We start from the raw sequence: 15,860 nt of genomic DNA, 5'->3' as shown, positions 1-15,860 counted from the left end.
CATCATCCACTTCGCCTTCGGAAAATCCGCCATGAAGACCTGTCTGATTGTGATCGACGCCCAGGAATCATTCCGCCAGCGCCCGTACTGGGACGAAAGCCTCGCAGCGCCCTATCTCGCGGCCCAGAACGCGCTGATCGCGGGCGCGGCCGAGGCCGGCCTGCCGATCGTGCGCGTCTACCACGTCGACGGCCCGACCACCGCCGCCAACCCCTTCGCGGTCGAATCGGGCTTCGTGCGCCCGATCGAGGGCCTGGCCGGCTTCGACGCCGCCGCCACCTTCACCAAGCACCGCCACAGCGCGCTGGTCAACAGCGGGCTCGACATCTGGCTCACCCAGCAGGGCATCGGCCGGCTGATCGTGAGCGGCATCCGCACCGAGCAGTGCTGCGAGACCACCACCCGCCATGCCTCCGACCTGGGCTGGGAGGTCGACTACGTGACCGACGCCACGCTGACCTTCGACATGGTGCAGCCCGACGGCAAGCCGCTTTCGGCCGCCGACATCAAGGCCCGCACGGCGACCGTGCTGGCGGGGCGCTTCGCGACCCTCTGCGGCGTGGCGCAGGCGCTGGAACGCGCGGCATGAGTCCGTCGCCGGCCGCCGCGCTGCGCGTGCTGATCCTGGCCTTCGACGGCATCGAGGCCCTGGACTTCGCGGGCCCGTTCGAGGTGTTCACCACCGCGACCCGCGTGCACCGGCGACTGCGGCCGGACGAACCGGCGCCCTTCGAGGTCGCGGCCGTGGCCGAGGGCGCGCCCGCGCGGCCGGTGCAGGCGCGCGCCGGGCTGCGGCTGCTGGCCGCGCACGACCTGGCCGACGCGCCGCAGGCCGACCTGCTGCTCGTGCCCGGCGGCGTGGTCGACGCGCCGCTCGCGAGCGCCGCCACGCTGCAGTGGATCGCGCGGCAGGCCGCGGGCGCGCGGCTGGTGGCTTCGGTCTGCACCGGCGTCTTCCTGCTCGCGGCCAGCGGCGTGGTCACCGACCAGGCCGTCACCACGCACTGGGAGGACCTGGCCGATCTGCGCGAGCGCTTCCCGGCGCTCGAGGTGCGCGAAGGCGTGCGCTGGGTCGACGGAGGCCGGATCCTGAGCTCGGCCGGCATCAGCGCCGGCATCGACATGAGCCTGCACCTGGTCGAGCGCCTGGCCGGCCGCGAACTGGCCGAGCGCACCGCGCGCCAGATGGACTACGCATGGACGCACAACCCCCCCTGATCCGCGTCGTCTTCGTGCTGCTGCCCGGCAGCCTGGTGCTCGACTGGGCCGGGCCGGCCGAAGCGCTGCGCATCGCCAACCAGCGGCTGCGTGCCAGCGGGGCGCCGCCGCGCTTCGCGATCGAGTTCGCGAGCCCGCGGCCCGACACGGTCGGCTCGGTCGGCATCGCGCTGACCGGGCTGGCGCCGCTGCCGGACCTGCTCACCGCCGATGGTGCCGACGGCGCCGCCTGGGTGGTGCTGGTCGGCATGCCGGGCGACACGATCCCGATCGACACGCCCGAGACCCAGGACCTGCTGCACTGGCTGCGCGGCCTGCGGCTCGAGGCGGGGCGGCTCGAGCTGCTGACCATCTGCGCCGGCAGCCTGCTGGCCGCGCATGCCGGCGCGCTGGCCGGGCGGCGCGCCACCACGCACCACCATCACCTCGACGAGCTGCGCGCCGTGGAACCGCGCTGCGAGGTGGTGGGCAACCGGGTGTTCGTGCTCGACCCGCCGGTCTACAGCAGCGCCGGCGTCACCACCGGCATCGACCTGCTGCTGCACCGCATCGCCGACACCTGCGGCGAGGCGCTGGCGGCGCAGGTCGCGCAGACCATGGTGGTGGCGCTGCGGCGCGGCCCGCACGACCCGGAGCTGTCGCCCTTCCTGGCCTACCGCAACCACCTGCACGCCGCCCTGCACCGCGTGCAGGACGCGGTCAGCGAACGGCCGCAGGCCGACTGGAACGTGCCGCGCATGGCCGAGGTGGCCCACACCTCGGCGCGCCACCTCACGCGGCTGTTCGTCGAGCACGCGGGCGTGGCGCCGCTGGCCTACCTGCGCCGGCTGCGGCTGGCGGCCGCGCAACTGGCGCTGGCCTCGGGCGCCAGCGTCACGCGGGCGGCCGAGCTGTCGGGCTTCGGTTCCGACACGCAGTTGCGCCGCGCCTGGCACCAGTTCGGGCTGCCGGGTTCGCCGTCGGACGCGGCCGGGCTGGCGCGCGGCTGAGTCAGCCCAGGCAGGCGCGTGCGCGCGCCGCCAGCAGCGCCTTCTCGCGGCCGTTGCGCGTCAGGCCGGCCGCGCGCTCGAACTCGCGCCGCGCCTCGTCGAGCCGGCCCAGCTTGAACAGCAGGTCGCCGCGCACCGCCGGCAGCAGGTGGTAGCCCTGCAACGCAGGCTCGGCCAGCAGCGCATCGGCCACCTCGAGCCCCGCGGCCGGGCCGAAGGCCATCGACAGCGCGACCGCGCGGTTGAGCTCGACGATCGGCGAAGGCGCGAGCTGGGCCAGCGCGTCGTAGAGCGCGGCGATGCGGCCCCAGTCGGTCTGCTCGGCCGTGCGCGCCCGCGCATGGCAGGCGGCGATGGCGGCCTGCAGCGCATAGGGGCCGAGCGCGCCGCCGAGCGCCTCGGCGCGTGCCAGCGCGGCCAGGCCGCGGCGGATCAGCACGTGGTCCCAGCGCGCGCGGTTCTGCTCGAGCAGCAGCACCGGCTCGCCCGATGGCCCGACGCGCGCGGCGGTGCGCGAGGCCTGGATCTCCATCAGCGCGACCAGCCCGTGCACTTCCGACGCCGCGGGCATCAGCTCGGCCACGATGCGGCCCAGGCGCAGCGCCTCCTCGCACAGCGCGGGCCGCATCCAGTCGTCGCCCGCGGTGGCGGCATAGCCCTCGTTGAAGATCAGGTAGAGCACCTCGAGCACCGAGGCCAGCCGCGGCTCGAACTCGGCGCGGCGCGGCACCTCGAAGGGCACGCGCGCCTCGGCCAGGGTGCGCTTGGCGCGCACGATGCGCTGCGCGACGGTGGGCTCGGTGACCAGGAAGGCGCGCGCGATCTCGTCGGTGGCGAGGCCGCCGAGCAGGCGCAGCGTGAGCGCCACGCGCGCCTCGGTCGACAGCACCGGGTGGCAGGCGGTGAAGACCAGCCGCAGCAGGTCGTCGCCGATGTCGTCGTCGAGCGCGGTGTCGACCGCCTCGGCGAAATCGGCCTGCGCGATCTCGTGCCGCGCATCGAGCTCGCGGCCGATCTCGCCGGCCTTGTGCTCGGCCAACTGCAGGTGGCGCAGGCGGTCGAGCGCGCGGCGCTTGGCCACGGCGGTGAGCCAGGCCGCGGGGTTGTCGGGCACGCCCGATTCGCTCCATTGCTCGAGCGCCGAGACCAGCGCGTCCTGGGCCAGCTCCTCGGCCAGGCCCACGTCGCGCACCATGCGCGCGACGGTGGCAATGATCCTGGCCGACTCCATGCGCCACACCGCCTCGACGGTGCGATGGATCGCGGCGGTGCGCGGGTCGTGGCTCACCGGCTCAGTTCGCGGGCTTCTTGAGGGTCTGCATCGAGGGGAAGGCCTCGGCGGTCAGCGCCTGCACCTCGGCCGGATAGTCCTCGACCTCCTGGATCTGGCGCACCTCGATGACCTCGTTCTCGCCGCCGGGGCAGCGCGTGGCCCATTCGATGGCGGCGGCGCGCGAGGGCACGTCGATGATCCAGAAGCCGCCGAGCACTTCCTTGGCCTCGGCGAAGGGGCCGTCGACCACCGTGGGCTTGCGGCCCGGGAAGCTCACGCGCGCGCCCATCGAGGGTGGATGCAGGCCGTCGCAACTGATCAGGATGCCCGCCTCCTGCATCGATGCGTTGTAGGCCATCATGGCCGACACCGCGTCGACGTCGTCGGGGATGGTGCCGGGCGCGGCGTTCTCGTAGCCGTGGGGGATCATCAGCAGCATGAATCGCATGGCGGTTCTCCTGGATTCAGTGGCCGGGCTTGGTGCGGGCCTCGGTCTCGGCGCGCAGGCGGTCTTCCTGCGCGAGCAGCTCGGGCGTCATCGAATCGCCGAAGTCGGCGGCCTCGAAGACCTGGCGGATCTCGATCTCGCCTTCCTGGAACGGGCTGCGCCTGATCCACTCGATGGCCTCTTCCTTCGACTTCACCTGGAACAGCCAGAAGCCGGCCAGCAACTCCTTGGTTTCGGCGAAAGGGCCGTCGATGACGGTGCGCTTGGTCGGGCCCTCGCAGCGCACGCGCACGCCCTTCGAGCTGGGATGGAGGCCCTCGCCCGCCAGCAGCACGCCGGCCTTCACCAGTTCCTCGTTGTACTTGCCCATCGCGGTGAGGATCTCGGTGCTGGGCATCACGCCGGCTTCGGAATCCGCATTGGCCTTGACCAGAATCATGAATCGCATGTCGTTGCTCCTAGAGGGGTTGGAAGTAAATCGGGAACGGCGTCGAAGTCTCGAATCTGCCTGCTCCTGTTGACACGTCGAGCGACGGCCGGCCGGATCGACAGGAATCGACCGGCCCAGTTGTAAAAAAGCGTTTCAATTTCAGCGAGCCCGGCGCTACGGGCGGCCGCAGAAGCGCAGCACATGCCCGTCGGGCTCGCGGATCGCGAACTCGCGCGTGCCCCAGGGCTGCGACACCGGCGCCTCGATGACCGTGACGCCGCGCTTCAGGTAGGCCGCATGCAGGCCGTCGATGTCGTGGCCGACCTGGATCACGAACTCGCCGCGCCAGGGACGCGGCTCGCGCGCGCCGGTCTGCCACAGGCGCAGGTAGATCGGCTGGCCGGCGCCGGCCGGCAGCTGCCTGACGCGGCCGTAGCTCGGCGGCTCGCCCGCGATGAAGTCGAGCTCGAAGCCCAGCACCTCGCAGAACCAGCGCGCGGCGCGGCCGACATCGGCCACCGGCAGCACCGGCTCCATGCCATGGAAGCCGTGCACGGCGCCGAGGGCGGGCGCGCCGGTGGGGCCCGCCCGGGTGGCCATCAGCTGGCGGCGCGCCGCAGCGCGGCCACGCGCTCCGCGATGGCGTCGATGTCGAGCGCGTCCTCGGCATGGGCCAGGTAGGCCTCGAGGTCGCGCACCGCGGCGGCCGTGCTGCCCTGCTCGGCATGGGCGATGCCGCGGTCGCGGTACTCGCCCCAGGCCTCGGGCAGCAGCGCGATGATGCGGTCGAGCACGGCGATCAGCCGCTGCCAGTCCTCCTGCGCGCGGTGTACTTCCTTGAGGTTGCGCAGCATGCGGCCGATGATCTCGCGCGAGCTCGCGGGCTGCAGGTACAGGCCCAGCGGCACGTCGAATTCGCCGACCAGGCCGTTGCCGCGCTTGTAGGGCTCGAGCCGCTCGCTGAGTTCCTCGCGCGAGAGCGACTTGCCGGTGAAGGGATCGATCACCACCTGCCCCTTGGGCAGCGTCACCTTGAGCATGAAGTGGCCCGGGAAGCCGATGCCGCGCGCCTGCAGCCCCAGGCCCTGCGCCAGCTCCATCCACAGCACCGCGAGCGAGATCGGGATGCCGCGGCGCGTGCGCAGCACCGCGTTGAGGTAGCTGTTGTCGGGGTCGTAGTAGTCGTTGACGTTGCCGCCGAAGTTCAGGTCGTTGAAGAAGAACTGGTTGAGCGCGCGCAGCCGCGCGAGCGGTGCGGCGTCGGACGGCAGGCGGCGCTTGAGGCGGGCCAGCAGCTGGTCGACATCGCCGAGCACCTGCTGGACGTCGAGGTCGGGGTATTCGTCCTGCGCGATGCTGGCGGCGGCCTCGAGCAGCGGGAACTGGTCGTCGCTCTGCACGAGCGACTCGAAATACTCGAGTGCGGTGGGGACCTGGAAGCTGAACGTCGTCATGTGGCTTTGTAGAGGAGCGGGGCCGGCAGCGTCAAGGCGGGGGACATGCGGATTGCCAAGGCATCCGGCGGTGCCGATCGTCGGAGGCTCAGCGCCGCATGAAGCTGCGCAGCCGCACGCCGGCGGCGGCCAGCACCGCGAAATAGAGCAGCGCGGCGCCGGTCACCAGCATCGCGAGCAGGCCGATGCGCCAGAAGCGCTGCTCGCGCAGGCCGATCCAGTCGAAATGCCCCGAGGCCCAGGCCAGCAGCGCGGCCAGCACCAGCGAGCCCGCGAGCACCTGCAGCGCGAAGCGGCCCCAGCCGGGCTCGGGCTTGTAGCTGCCGCGGCGGATCAGGCCGACCAGCAGCCAGCTCGCGTTGACCAGCGCGCCGATGCCGATGGTCAGGGTCAGCGCCGCGTGCTGCAGCACCGGCACCAGGAACAGGTTGAGCACCTGGGTCAGGATCAGCACGCCGACCGCGATCAGCATCGGCGTGCGGGTGTCGTGCTTGGCGTAGTAGCCCGGCGCGAGCACCTTGATCGCCACGATGCCGACCAGCCCGACGCCGTAGCCCATCAGCGCGACGGTGGTGCGGCGCACGTCCTCGCCGCCATAGGCACCGTTGTGGAACAGCACCGCCACCAGCGGCTGCGAGAACAGCAGCAGCGCCACCGCGCACGGCGCCGCGAGCAGCAGCACCAGGCGCAGGCCCCAGTCGAGCAGCGACGAATAGCGCGCATCGTCCTTGGCCGCGCGCGCGCCGGCCAGCTGCGGCATCAGCACCACGCCCAGCGCCACGCCCAGCATGGCGGTGGGGAACTCCATCAGCCGGTCGGCATTGGTGACCCAGGTCACGCTGCCGGTGGCCAGGTGCGAGGCGATCTGCGTGTTGATCAGCAGCGAGATCTGCGCCACGCTCACGCCGAGCAGCGCGGGCAGCATGAGGCGCGCGATCTTGCGCGTGTCGGGGTCGGCCCAGGCGGTGCGCAGCGCCTTGAAGCTCGCGCCGATGCGCGGCAGCAGCCCCAGCTTGCGCAGCGCGGGCAACTGCAGCCCGAGCTGCAGCACGCCGCCCACCATCACGCCCACGCACTGGGCATAGATCGGCTCGATGCCCCAGCGCCGGAACAGCGGCGCGCCGAGCAGGATCGAGAGGATCAGCGCGATGTTGAGCAGCACCGGCGAGGCCGCCGGCACCGCGAACCTGCGCCACGTATTGAGGATGCCGCCCGCCAGCGCCACCAGCGACATGAAGCCGATGTAGGGGAACATCCAGCGCGTCATGACGACCGCGGCGTCGAAGCCCGCGAGACCGCTGGCCATGGCCCAGACCAGCCACGGCGCGCCGACCACGCCGGCCACGCACACCAGCACCAGCATCCAGGTCAGCAGCGTGGCGACATGGTCGACCAGTTCCCTGGCGCCGGCATCGCCCCGCTCGGTGCGGGTAGCCGCCAGCACCGGCACGAAGGCCTGGCTGAACGCGCCCTCGCCGAAAACCCGGCGAAACAGGTTCGGAATGCGGAAGGCGACGTTGAAGGCGTCGGTCAGCGCGCTGACGCCGAACACCGAGGCGAACAGCACGTCGCGCACGAGGCCGGTGATGCGCGAGGCGAGGGTCAGCAGGGAGACGGTGGAGGCGGATTTGAGCAGCGACACGGGGGGAGTGTAGGCCCCGCAAAGCCCGTGAAATGGCGGTTCTGGCCAGATTTCGTCGCCCGGCCTATAATGGAGGGCTTTGCTGCATCATCCTCAGACACTGAGAGAACACTACCATGGCATCTACCAAGCCCAAGAAGAAGAACCCGCGCCTGGCGTCGGGCCGCAAGCGCGTCCGCCAGGACACCAAGCTGAACGCAGCGAACACCTCGCTGCGCTCGAAGTACCGCACCGCCGTCAAGAACGTCGAAAAGGCTGTTCTGGCCGGCGACAAGACCAAGGCGACCGAGCTGTTCGCCAAGGCCCAGAGCATCGTCGACACGGTCGCCGACAAGGGCATCTTCCACAAGAACAAGGCCGCTCGCGACAAGAGCCGCCTGTCGGCCAAGGTCAAGGCCCTGGCCCTCGCGCCTGAAAAGGCCGCCGCCTGACACCTGTCAGGCAAGCCCGGACCGGTTCGCGCCGGTCCGCCGTTTGATCGGGGTGCGCTGCAGCAAAGTGAAAAACCGCCTTCGGGCGGTTTTTTCATGGGCGAACGGTTTGTCGAAAAAGGAAAGCGGTCGACCGCTCAGGGCTTCTTGACCGGCGTCGGCGGGGTCCGCTGGAGCCCGTCCTTGTGCTGGTGATCCGGATCGGGCACCAGGCAGGCCTCGGCCACCTGCAGGTCGTTGTCGCGCGCGAAGTTCACGCAGAAGTCCCAGGCCATGGGTTCGGCCTCGCGCAGCGCGCTGTTCACCACCACGCATTTCACGCCATTGATGGTGGTCGGCACGCACCACGGCGAGTAGCTCAGGTGGCTGCCCGGATAGGCCCCGCCGGGCCGGAAGGAACACATCACGCCGGCCAGCCGCTCGGCCCAGTCGCTCGGGCGAAAGGTGCGGCCGTCGTGCGTGATGCCTTGGATGAAGATCTCGGTGGCGGTGGGGGAAATCATCGTTTGGGAAGAGGCGACCGCACGCCGTAGCGAGCTGTTGCGGTGCAACAAGGATTCTATCCGCGCCCTCCCCCTTCCCACCGGGCGCAGGGCATTGCTGTGATGCGGAATCCTCAACGCCAGCGTCAAACTCGCCGCCTAGAATCCGCCTTCCCTTACTGGAGAACCGAATGAGCGCTACCGTCGAGCCCACCTCGCCCCACGTCATGAACACCTACGGCCGCCTTCCGATCGCGCTGTCGCACGGTCAGGGTTGCCGAGTCTGGGACACGAACGGCCGCGCCTACCTCGACGGCCTCGGCGGCATCGCCGTCAACACGCTGGGCCACAACCATCCCGAGCTGGTGCCCGCGCTGCAGGACCAGGTCAGCAAGCTGATCCACAGCTCCAACTACTACCACGTGACCGGCCAGGAGAAGCTCGCCACCAAGCTGACCGAGATCTCGGGCCTGACCAACGCCTTCTTCTGCTGCACCGGCCTCGAAGCCAACGAAGCCGCCCTCAAGCTGGCGCGCAAGTTCGGCCACGACAAGGGCATCGAGCGCCCCGAGATCGTGGTCTATGAAGCCGCCTTCCACGGCCGCAGCATCGCCACCCTGTCGGCCACCGGCAATCCCAAGGTGCAGAAGGGCTTCGGCCCGCTGGTCGAGGGCTTCATCCGCGTGCCGCTCAACGACATCGAGGCCCTGAAGAAGGCCACCGAGGGCAACCCCAACGTGGTCGCCGTGTTCTTCGAGACCATCCAGGGCGAAGGCGGCATCCACCCGATGCGCATCGAGTACCTGAAGCAGGTACGCGCGCTGTGCGACGAGCGCGACTGGCTGATGATGATCGACGAGGTGCAGTGCGGCATGGGCCGCACCGGCAAGTGGTTCGCCCACCAGTGGGCCGGCATCAAGCCCGACGTCATGCCGCTGGCCAAGGGCCTGGGCTCGGGCGTGCCGATCGGCGCCGTGGTGGCCGGCCCCAAGGCCGCCCACATCTTCGGCCCCGGCAACCACGGCACCACCTTCGGCGGCAACCCGCTCGCCATGCGCGCCGGCATCGAGACCATCCGCATCATGGAAGAGCAGAAGCTGCTCGAGAACGCCGCCAACGTCGGCGCCCACCTGAAGGCCGCGCTCGAGCGCGAACTCGGCGGCCTGCCCGGCGTGAAGGAAGTGCGCGGCCAGGGCCTGATGCTGGGCATCGAGCTCGACCGTCCCTGCGGCGCGATCCTCAACCGCGCCTGCGACGCCGGCCTGCTGCTGAGCGTGACCGCCGACAGCGTGATCCGCCTGGTGCCGCCGCTGATCCTGAGCATCGCCGAGGCCGACGAGATCGTCGCCATCCTCGCGCCGATCGTGAAGACCTTCCTCTCGGAGCCCGCCCCCAAATGACGAGTGCCAGCGCGACGCCAGCCATCCGCCACTACCTGCAGTTCTCGGACTTCTCGGCCGACGAGTACGCCTACCTGTTCGACCGCATGGCGGTCATCAAGAAGAAGTTCAAGACCTACGAGAAGCACCAGCCGCTGACCGACCGCACGCTGGCCATGATCTTCGAGAAGGCCAGCACGCGCACCCGCGTGAGCTTCGAGGCCGGCATGTACCAGCTCGGCGGCAGCGTGGTGCACCTGACCACGGGCGACAGCCAGCTCGGCCGCGCCGAGCCGATCGAGGACAGCGCCAAGGTCATCAGCCGCATGGTCGACCTGGTGATGATCCGCACCTACGAGCAGACCAAGATCGATGCCTTCGCCGCGCATTCGCGCGTGCCGGTCATCAACGGCCTGACCAACGAGTTCCATCCCTGCCAGATCCTCGCGGACATCTTCACCTACATCGAGCACCGCGGCTCGATCCAGGGCAAGACGGTGGCCTGGGTGGGCGACGGCAACAACATGGCCAACACCTGGCTGCAGGCGGCCGAGATCCTCGGCTTCACCGTGCACGTGAGCACGCCCAGCGGCTACGAGGTCGACCAGTCGATCGCCGGCATCCGCTCGGGCGACAGCTACAAGGTCTACAAGGACCCGATGGAAGCCTGCCGCGGCGCCGACCTCGTGACCACCGACGTCTGGACCAGCATGGGCTACGAGGCCGAGAACGAGGCGCGCCGCAAGGCCTTCGCCGACTGGTGCGTGGACGAGGAGATGATGCGCGTGGCCCAGCCCGACGCGCTGTTCATGCACTGCCTGCCCGCGCACCGCGGCGAGGAAGTGCAGGCCGAGGTCATCGACGGCCCGCAGTCGGTGGTCTGGGACGAGGCCGAGAACCGCCTGCATGCGCAGAAGGCGCTGATGGAGTTCCTGCTGCTCGGCAGGCTCTGAGCGCCCTCTTCTTCCGCTTCGGCAGCACCGGCCCGCCATGAACGCCTGCCAGCAATGCGGCGCCTGCTGCGCCAGCTACCGCGTCGACTTCAGCGTGCACGAGCTCGACGACAACGGCGGCCGGGTGCCTTCGGGCCTGGCCGTCGAGGTCAACGACACGCTGTGCCGCATGCGCGGCACCGATCACACGCCCGCGCGCTGCGCGGCCCTCACCGGCAGGATCGGCCAGTCGGTGGCCTGCGGCATCTACGAGTGGCGGCCCAATCCCTGCCACGAGCTGCAGGCCGGCAGCGACGCCTGCCAGCGCGCGCGGCTGCGCCACGGGCTCGGCGCGCTGCCCGACACCCTGCACTGAGCGTCAGGCCGCCGGCACCGGCAGGCCGCCCACGCGGCCCTTGAATTCCTGCAGCGAGAAATAGGTCTGCACGTGGCGCACGCCCGGCAGGCGGTGCAGCTTGCGCTGCAGCAGCTCCGAATAGGCGTCGAGGTCCTTCGCCACCACCACCAGCATGAAGTCCTCGGGCCCCGAGATGCCGTGGAACATCACGACCTCGGGAATGGCGCAGACCGCGTCCTCGAAGGCGCGCGACGAGATCTCGGTCTGGTGGTCGATGCCCACCATCACGAAGGCCATCACGCCGAAGCCCAGCGCGCGCCGGTTCAGGCCCGCGTGGTAGCCGCCGATCACGCCGTCGTCCTCGAGCTTCTTCACGCGCCGCCAGCACGGCGACTGCGACAGGTGCGCCATCTGCGCGAGCTCGCCCGAGGTCAGGCGGGCGTTGTCCTGCAGCGCGCGCAGCAGCTGGAGGTCGGTGCGATCGAGGTCAGCTTGCATGATTTTTTCCAGATTCGGTCGTTTGAGAATGGATTATCCAATTTCATTCGAACCTATGGATAACTTCTCGACTTCAAGCAGCTCTTGCGAATAGCATCCGGCTCCGCGCAACGGCTTGTGGCAAGCCGGCATCCGGCCCACACTGGCTGCCTCGGCCCACCGGCATTGTTGCCACCCGAACCCCACCCTTCGTGACACCGATTCAGCCACCATGACCGCACCACGACGACTCTGGGACATCTCCGCCCCCGTGCACGCGGGCAGCCCGGTGTTTCCGGGCGACACGCCCTATACGCAACAGTGGTGCGCCACCATCGGGCCGGGCTGTCCGGTCAACGTGAGCGCGATCACGATGTCGCCGCACGTGGGCTCGCACGCCGATGCGCCGCTGCACTACGACCCCGAGGGCGCCACCATCGGCGACGTCTCGCTCGACGCCTTCATCGGCCCCTGCCGCGTGATCCACGCCATCGGCCGCGGCCCGCTGGTCGAATGGGCCCACATCGCCCACGCGATCACGAGCCAGCTGCCGCCGCGGGTGCTGGTGCGCACCTATGCCGCGATGCCGGTCGATCGCTGGGACGGCCAGCTCGCCGCCTACGCGCCCTCCACGGTCGAGCGCCTCGCGGCCATGGGCGTGAAGCTCATCGGCATCGACACCGCGAGCATCGACCCGGCCGACAGCAAGACGCTCGACAGCCACCAGGCGATCCGCCGCCGCGGCCTGCGCGTGCTCGAGAACCTCGTGCTCGACGAGGTGCCCGAGGGCGACTACGAACTCATCGCGCTGCCGCTCAGGCTGGTGAGCGCCGATGCCTCCCCCGTTCGCGCCGTGCTGCGCGAACTCTGATCCGCCAAGACCCATGAAGACCACCCTCGAAGACTGCCGCGCGCTCGACGCGCAAGACCCGCTGCGCGCCCTGCGCGACCAGTTCACGCTGCCCGACGGCGTGATCTACCTCGACGGCAACTCGCTCGGCGTGCTGCCCAAGGCCGCGCCCGCGCGCATCGCCGAAGTGGTGGCCAAGGAATGGGGCGAAGGCCTGATCCGCTCCTGGAACACCGCGAGCTGGTTCGACCTGCCGCAGCGCCTGGGCGACAAGGTAGCGCGCCTGGTCGGCGCCGCGCCCGGCGAAGTCGTGTGCACCGACAGCACCTCGGTCAACCTCTACAAGGTGCTGTTCGCCGCGCTCTCGCAGCAGAAGGACAGCGGCCGCAAGCTGGTGGTGAGCGAGCGCAGCAACTTCCCGACCGACCTCTACATCGCCGAGTCGCTGTGCCGCGAGCGCGGCTTCACGCTCAAGCTGATCGAGGCCGACGAGCTGCCCGGCGCACTGACCGACGAGGTCGCGGTGCTGATGCTCACGCACGTCAACTACCGCACCGGCGCCATGCACGACATGAAGGCCATCACCGCCGCCGCGCACGAGGCCGGCGCGCTCGCGGTCTGGGACCTGGCCCACAGCGCGGGCGCGGTGCCGGTGGCGCTCAACGAGGCCGAGGCCGACTACGCCATCGGCTGCGGCTACAAGTACCTCAACGGCGGCCCCGGCGCGCCGGCCTTCGCGTGGGTGCACACGCGCCATGCCGATCGCTTCGAGCAGCCGCTGTCGGGCTGGTGGGGCCATGCGGCGCCGTTCGAGTTCACGCCGCACTACCGGCCCGCGCCGGGCGTGGCGCGCTACCTCTGCGGCACGCAGCCGATCGTCTCGCTGTCGGCGCTCGAATGCGGCCTCGACACCGTGCTCGCGGCCGAACCCTTCGACGGCGAACGCGGCGGCATGGGCGCGCTGCGCGCCAAGTCGCTCGCGCTCACCGACCTGTTCATCGCGCTGGTCGAGGAGCGCTGCGCGGGCCACGGCCTGTCGCTGGTCACGCCGCGCGAGCATGCGCGCCGCGGCTCGCAGGTGTGCCTCAGTCGCGACGAAGGCGCCTATGCGATCGTGCAGGCGCTGATCGCACGCAACGTGATCGGCGACTTCCGCGCCGGCGACGCGCAGATGCCCGACATCCTGCGCTTCGGCTTCACGCCGCTGTACCTCGGCTTCGAGGACGTCTGGAACTCCGTCGAACAGCTGGTGCAGGTGCTCGAGACCGGAGAGTGGCGACGCCCCGAATTCAACCGCAAGAACGCAGTGACATGAGCACCGAGAAGCGCCCCGAAGAGATCGTCCACGAAGAGAAGGCGCAGCTGGATTTCAGCGCGTCGATGAGCTACGGCGACTACCTGCACCTCGACGAGATCCTCAACGCCCAGCATCCGCTCTCGCCCGCGCACGACGAGATGCTGTTCATCGTGCAGCACCAGACCAGCGAGCTCTGGATGAAGCTGATGCTGCACGAGCTGCGCGCCGCCACCGCCTGCATCGCGAGCGAGCAGTTGCCCGATGCCTTCAAGATGCTGGCGCGCGTGAGCCGCATCATGGAACAGCTGGTCGGCGCCTGGACCGTGCTGTCGACCATGACCCCGCCCGAGTACACCGCGATGCGCCCCTATCTCGCGAGCTCGAGCGGCTTCCAGAGCGCGCAGTACCGCTGCATCGAGTTCGCGCTCGGCAACAAGAACCCCGCCATGCTCAAGCCGCATGCGCACCGCCCCGACCTGCTGGCCCAGGTCGAAGCCGCCTGGCGCTCGCCCTCGCTCTACGACGAGTCGCTGCGCCTGCTCGCGCGCCATGGCCTGCCGGTGCCCGCCGACCGCCTCGAGCGCGACTGGACCCAGCCCTACGAGGCCAGCGACGGCGTCGAGGCGGCCTGGCTGCAGGTCTACCGCGAGCCGCACCGGCACTGGGACCTCTACCAGCTCGGCGAGAAGCTCACCGACATCGAGGATGCCTTCCGGCTCTGGCGCTTCCGCCATGTCACCACCGTCGAACGCGTGATCGGTTTCAAGCGCGGCACCGGCGGTACCGGCGGCGTGAGCTACCTGCGCAAGATGCTCGACGTGGTGCTGTTCCCCGAGATCTGGAAGCTGCGCACCGACCTGTAGATTCTCGGCGGCACCCCCGGGTGCCACCCCTTGCCGCTCCCGCCCAGCACGCTACATTTTTGGGAACCACGGAGGCGCCGCCATGAACGACATCCAGTTTTCGGCCGATGAGCTCGACACCCTGCGCGAACACGGCGTGGTGCTGTTCGCGGAGCGGGTGATCTTCGAGGCGCAGCCGCCGATGCCGGCGCACCGCATCTCGGCGATCCAGGCGATGTGCGCGGGCCCGCTGCCCGAACCGCTGCTCGCGCTGTGGCGGCTCACGGCCGGCGGGCGCCTCGACTACGACCTCGCGCTCGAGATGAACGGCAACATCGAGAACATCAGCTGGTCGGAGCTGTTCTGGGACGGCAGCGACGGCTACCGCGACCTGCAGGGCTGGATCGAGCACGAGCAGGAACTGGCCGAGGAAGGCGCGCAGACCCATGGCCTGCGCTGGCGCGGCAAGCTCGCGCACCTGCCCTTCGGCGGCTTCGAGTACTGCGACCGCATCTACACGGTGGTCGAGCCGGGCGCGGAGCACGGGCAGGTCGTGGCCTGGAAGCAGGGCCTGCCGCCGGCCTGGACCCATGCGCTGCACGAGGACGGCCTGAGCGTGGTCGCGAGCGACCTGTTCGGCGCCTTCGCCGCGCTGCACCTCGACGAGGACCCGCTCGCGCCCACCGGCGACTGCTACTCGGGCCACGCGCTGCTGGCCTACGTCGACGATCGCCACCAGGCCCACGGGCTGGACATCGACCTGATGGACAAGCTGGTCACCTTCTACTGCCGCGCCGTGGTCGACTGGCGCACGCCGCTGGCCGAGGGCAGCCTGCGCCGCCAGCCCGCGGTGGCGCGCACGGCGCTGCGCCATGCGATTGCGGTCGACGACGCGGCGCTGGTGGTCGAGCTCGCGGCCGCGGGCGTGCGCTTCGAAGGACCGCTGCAGGGCAGCGCGCTGGCCACCGACATGGCGGTGAGTCGCAGCGCCTATGCGGCCGCGGCGGCGCTGGTGCGCGCGGGGGCACCGGTCTCGGCCGAGGTGCTCGCGAACATCGACGGGCAAATCTCGCCCGAGCTCACGACCGCGCTGCTGGCCAACGGCGCGGAGCCCAACATGACGGCAGTGGTCGCCTGCGTGGCCTGCGGCGCGCCCGCGAGCGCGCGGCTGATCGCCGAGGCCTGCGCGCGCGCGGGCATCGACGTGCCGGCCGCCTTCATCGTCGACCGCGATGCGCTGCTGGCCGAGCTCGAGGGCACGCTGATGCAGGTGCGCAGCGGCTCGATGGGGCACTACCTCGGGCCCGAGGGGCTGGCCGAGCGCATCGAGCACCTGCAGTCGTTCAGGCTCTAGCCGC

Annotated in this window: 19 protein-coding genes; 11 read left to right on the top strand and 8 right to left on the bottom strand. The window is 70.3% G+C overall.

Annotation, left to right across the window (positions count from 1 at the left end):
• The first annotated feature begins 31 nt into the window (after positions 1–31).
• The 3 genes from AC1HIL_RS12310 to AC1HIL_RS12300 are packed head-to-tail and all read left to right on the top strand — an operon-like array spanning position 32 to position 2,207.
• Positions 32–589 carry a cysteine hydrolase family protein gene (locus tag AC1HIL_RS12310; protein ID WP_296730580.1) on the top strand — a complete coding sequence of 186 codons (558 nt, stop codon included), beginning with the start codon at positions 32–34 and terminating at the stop codon, positions 587–589.
• The gene (locus AC1HIL_RS12305) at positions 586–1,218 is read left to right on the top strand and encodes a DJ-1/PfpI family protein (protein ID WP_479671893.1); all 633 of its coding nucleotides are present in this window, start codon (positions 586–588) and stop codon (positions 1,216–1,218) included. The genes AC1HIL_RS12310 and AC1HIL_RS12305 overlap by 4 nt, the downstream gene beginning before the upstream one ends.
• Positions 1,197–2,207 carry a GlxA family transcriptional regulator gene (locus tag AC1HIL_RS12300; protein ID WP_479671892.1) on the top strand — a complete coding sequence of 337 codons (1,011 nt, stop codon included), beginning with the start codon at positions 1,197–1,199 and terminating at the stop codon, positions 2,205–2,207. The genes AC1HIL_RS12305 and AC1HIL_RS12300 overlap by 22 nt, the downstream gene beginning before the upstream one ends.
• A 1-nt stretch (position 2,208) precedes the next feature.
• Here the strand turns inward: AC1HIL_RS12300 and AC1HIL_RS12295 are convergent, their stop codons facing one another.
• The 6 genes from AC1HIL_RS12295 to murJ all read right to left on the bottom strand — a co-directional run bounded on the left by AC1HIL_RS12295 (position 2,209) and on the right by murJ (position 7,454).
• Positions 2,209–3,438 carry an RNA polymerase sigma factor gene (locus tag AC1HIL_RS12295; RefSeq protein WP_479672491.1) on the bottom strand — a complete coding sequence of 410 codons (1,230 nt, stop codon included), beginning with the start codon at positions 3,436–3,438 and terminating at the stop codon, positions 2,209–2,211.
• Positions 3,439–3,499: 61 nt separating this feature from the next.
• Positions 3,500–3,928, bottom strand: coding sequence for a YciI family protein (locus AC1HIL_RS12290; protein WP_057590661.1), 429 nt, complete (start codon positions 3,926–3,928; stop codon positions 3,500–3,502).
• A gap of 16 nt (positions 3,929–3,944) precedes the next feature.
• Positions 3,945–4,376 carry a YciI family protein gene (locus AC1HIL_RS12285; protein ID WP_057590662.1) on the bottom strand — a complete coding sequence of 144 codons (432 nt, stop codon included), beginning with the start codon at positions 4,374–4,376 and terminating at the stop codon, positions 3,945–3,947.
• Positions 4,377–4,532: 156 nt separating this feature from the next.
• Positions 4,533–4,958: a bleomycin resistance protein gene (locus AC1HIL_RS12280; RefSeq protein ID WP_057590663.1), complete on the bottom strand. Its 426-nt coding sequence runs from the start codon at positions 4,956–4,958 to the stop codon at positions 4,533–4,535.
• A complete protein-coding gene (locus AC1HIL_RS12275; protein WP_057590664.1) occupies positions 4,958–5,812 on the bottom strand; it encodes a SirB1 family protein in 855 nt (284 codons plus the stop codon). The genes AC1HIL_RS12280 and AC1HIL_RS12275 overlap by 1 nt, the downstream gene beginning before the upstream one ends.
• Before the next feature lie 88 nt (positions 5,813–5,900).
• A complete protein-coding gene (murJ, locus tag AC1HIL_RS12270; RefSeq protein WP_479671891.1) occupies positions 5,901–7,454 on the bottom strand; it encodes a murein biosynthesis integral membrane protein MurJ in 1,554 nt (517 codons plus the stop codon).
• Positions 7,455–7,570: 116 nt separating this feature from the next.
• Between murJ and rpsT the strand changes: the two genes are divergently transcribed.
• Complete coding sequence (rpsT, locus tag AC1HIL_RS12265; RefSeq protein ID WP_057590666.1) at positions 7,571–7,885, top strand: 30S ribosomal protein S20; 315 nt, start codon at positions 7,571–7,573, stop codon at positions 7,883–7,885.
• 137 nt (positions 7,886–8,022) lie between these two features.
• Here the strand turns inward: rpsT and AC1HIL_RS12260 are convergent, their stop codons facing one another.
• On the bottom strand, positions 8,023–8,388 hold the full coding sequence (locus tag AC1HIL_RS12260) for a DUF3579 domain-containing protein (RefSeq protein WP_057590667.1): 366 nt from the start codon (positions 8,386–8,388) through the stop codon (positions 8,023–8,025).
• A 170-nt stretch (positions 8,389–8,558) separates the two neighbouring features.
• Between AC1HIL_RS12260 and AC1HIL_RS12255 the strand changes: the two genes are divergently transcribed.
• The 3 genes from AC1HIL_RS12255 to AC1HIL_RS12245 are packed head-to-tail and all read left to right on the top strand — an operon-like array spanning position 8,559 to position 11,054.
• Positions 8,559–9,767, top strand: a complete 1,209-nt coding sequence (locus AC1HIL_RS12255; RefSeq protein WP_296742779.1) for an aspartate aminotransferase family protein — start codon at positions 8,559–8,561, stop codon at positions 9,765–9,767.
• A complete protein-coding gene (argF, locus tag AC1HIL_RS12250; RefSeq protein ID WP_093348850.1) occupies positions 9,764–10,699 on the top strand; it encodes an ornithine carbamoyltransferase in 936 nt (311 codons plus the stop codon). Before AC1HIL_RS12255 ends, argF begins: the two co-directional genes overlap by 4 nt.
• 37 nt (positions 10,700–10,736) lie before the next feature.
• Complete coding sequence (locus AC1HIL_RS12245; protein WP_057590670.1) at positions 10,737–11,054, top strand: YkgJ family cysteine cluster protein; 318 nt, start codon at positions 10,737–10,739, stop codon at positions 11,052–11,054.
• A 3-nt stretch (positions 11,055–11,057) separates the two neighbouring features.
• On the opposite strand, the gene AC1HIL_RS12240 is transcribed toward AC1HIL_RS12245, so the two are convergent.
• The gene (locus AC1HIL_RS12240) at positions 11,058–11,534 is read right to left on the bottom strand and encodes an Lrp/AsnC family transcriptional regulator (protein ID WP_057590671.1); all 477 of its coding nucleotides are present in this window, start codon (positions 11,532–11,534) and stop codon (positions 11,058–11,060) included.
• Between the two features lie 211 nt (positions 11,535–11,745).
• On the opposite strand from AC1HIL_RS12240, the gene kynB reads away from it, so the two are divergent.
• The 4 genes from kynB (at position 11,746) to AC1HIL_RS12220 (ending at position 15,856) form a co-directional block, all read left to right on the top strand.
• Positions 11,746–12,384: an arylformamidase gene (gene kynB / locus AC1HIL_RS12235; protein WP_057590672.1), complete on the top strand. Its 639-nt coding sequence runs from the start codon at positions 11,746–11,748 to the stop codon at positions 12,382–12,384.
• A gap of 13 nt (positions 12,385–12,397) precedes the next feature.
• A complete protein-coding gene (gene kynU / locus AC1HIL_RS12230; protein WP_479671890.1) occupies positions 12,398–13,678 on the top strand; it encodes a kynureninase in 1,281 nt (426 codons plus the stop codon).
• Positions 13,675–14,523 (top strand): tryptophan 2,3-dioxygenase, encoded by an 849-nt coding sequence (gene kynA, locus AC1HIL_RS12225; RefSeq protein WP_057590674.1) that lies wholly within the window; start codon positions 13,675–13,677, stop codon positions 14,521–14,523. The genes kynU and kynA overlap by 4 nt, the downstream gene beginning before the upstream one ends.
• 82 nt (positions 14,524–14,605) lie before the next feature.
• A complete protein-coding gene (locus tag AC1HIL_RS12220; RefSeq protein ID WP_057590675.1) occupies positions 14,606–15,856 on the top strand; it encodes a hypothetical protein in 1,251 nt (416 codons plus the stop codon).
• Positions 15,857–15,860 lie beyond the last annotated feature (4 nt).

Source organism: Variovorax sp. ISS6 (assembly GCF_056523145.1).
This window is presented reverse-complemented; position numbering and strand designations above follow the sequence as displayed.

Coding starts and splice junctions, on each gene's coding strand:
- AC1HIL_RS12310 (WP_296730580.1), top strand. CDS start 32: ATGAAGACCTGTCTGATTGTGATCGACGCCCAGGAATCATTCCGCCAG.
- AC1HIL_RS12305 (WP_479671893.1), top strand. CDS start 586: ATGAGTCCGTCGCCGGCCGCCGCGCTGCGCGTGCTGATCCTGGCCTTC.
- AC1HIL_RS12300 (WP_479671892.1), top strand. CDS start 1,197: ATGGACGCACAACCCCCCCTGATCCGCGTCGTCTTCGTGCTGCTGCCC.
- AC1HIL_RS12295 (WP_479672491.1), bottom strand. CDS start 3,438: ATGGAGTCGGCCAGGATCATTGCCACCGTCGCGCGCATGGTGCGCGAC.
- AC1HIL_RS12290 (WP_057590661.1), bottom strand. CDS start 3,928: ATGCGATTCATGCTGCTGATGATCCCCCACGGCTACGAGAACGCCGCG.
- AC1HIL_RS12285 (WP_057590662.1), bottom strand. CDS start 4,376: ATGCGATTCATGATTCTGGTCAAGGCCAATGCGGATTCCGAAGCCGGC.
- AC1HIL_RS12280 (WP_057590663.1), bottom strand. CDS start 4,958: ATGGCCACCCGGGCGGGCCCCACCGGCGCGCCCGCCCTCGGCGCCGTG.
- AC1HIL_RS12275 (WP_057590664.1), bottom strand. CDS start 5,812: ATGACGACGTTCAGCTTCCAGGTCCCCACCGCACTCGAGTATTTCGAG.
- rpsT (WP_057590666.1), top strand. CDS start 7,571: ATGGCATCTACCAAGCCCAAGAAGAAGAACCCGCGCCTGGCGTCGGGC.
- AC1HIL_RS12260 (WP_057590667.1), bottom strand. CDS start 8,388: ATGATTTCCCCCACCGCCACCGAGATCTTCATCCAAGGCATCACGCAC.
- AC1HIL_RS12255 (WP_296742779.1), top strand. CDS start 8,559: ATGAGCGCTACCGTCGAGCCCACCTCGCCCCACGTCATGAACACCTAC.
- argF (WP_093348850.1), top strand. CDS start 9,764: ATGACGAGTGCCAGCGCGACGCCAGCCATCCGCCACTACCTGCAGTTC.
- AC1HIL_RS12245 (WP_057590670.1), top strand. CDS start 10,737: ATGAACGCCTGCCAGCAATGCGGCGCCTGCTGCGCCAGCTACCGCGTC.
- AC1HIL_RS12240 (WP_057590671.1), bottom strand. CDS start 11,534: ATGCAAGCTGACCTCGATCGCACCGACCTCCAGCTGCTGCGCGCGCTG.
- kynB (WP_057590672.1), top strand. CDS start 11,746: ATGACCGCACCACGACGACTCTGGGACATCTCCGCCCCCGTGCACGCG.
- kynU (WP_479671890.1), top strand. CDS start 12,398: ATGAAGACCACCCTCGAAGACTGCCGCGCGCTCGACGCGCAAGACCCG.
- kynA (WP_057590674.1), top strand. CDS start 13,675: ATGAGCACCGAGAAGCGCCCCGAAGAGATCGTCCACGAAGAGAAGGCG.
- AC1HIL_RS12220 (WP_057590675.1), top strand. CDS start 14,606: ATGAACGACATCCAGTTTTCGGCCGATGAGCTCGACACCCTGCGCGAA.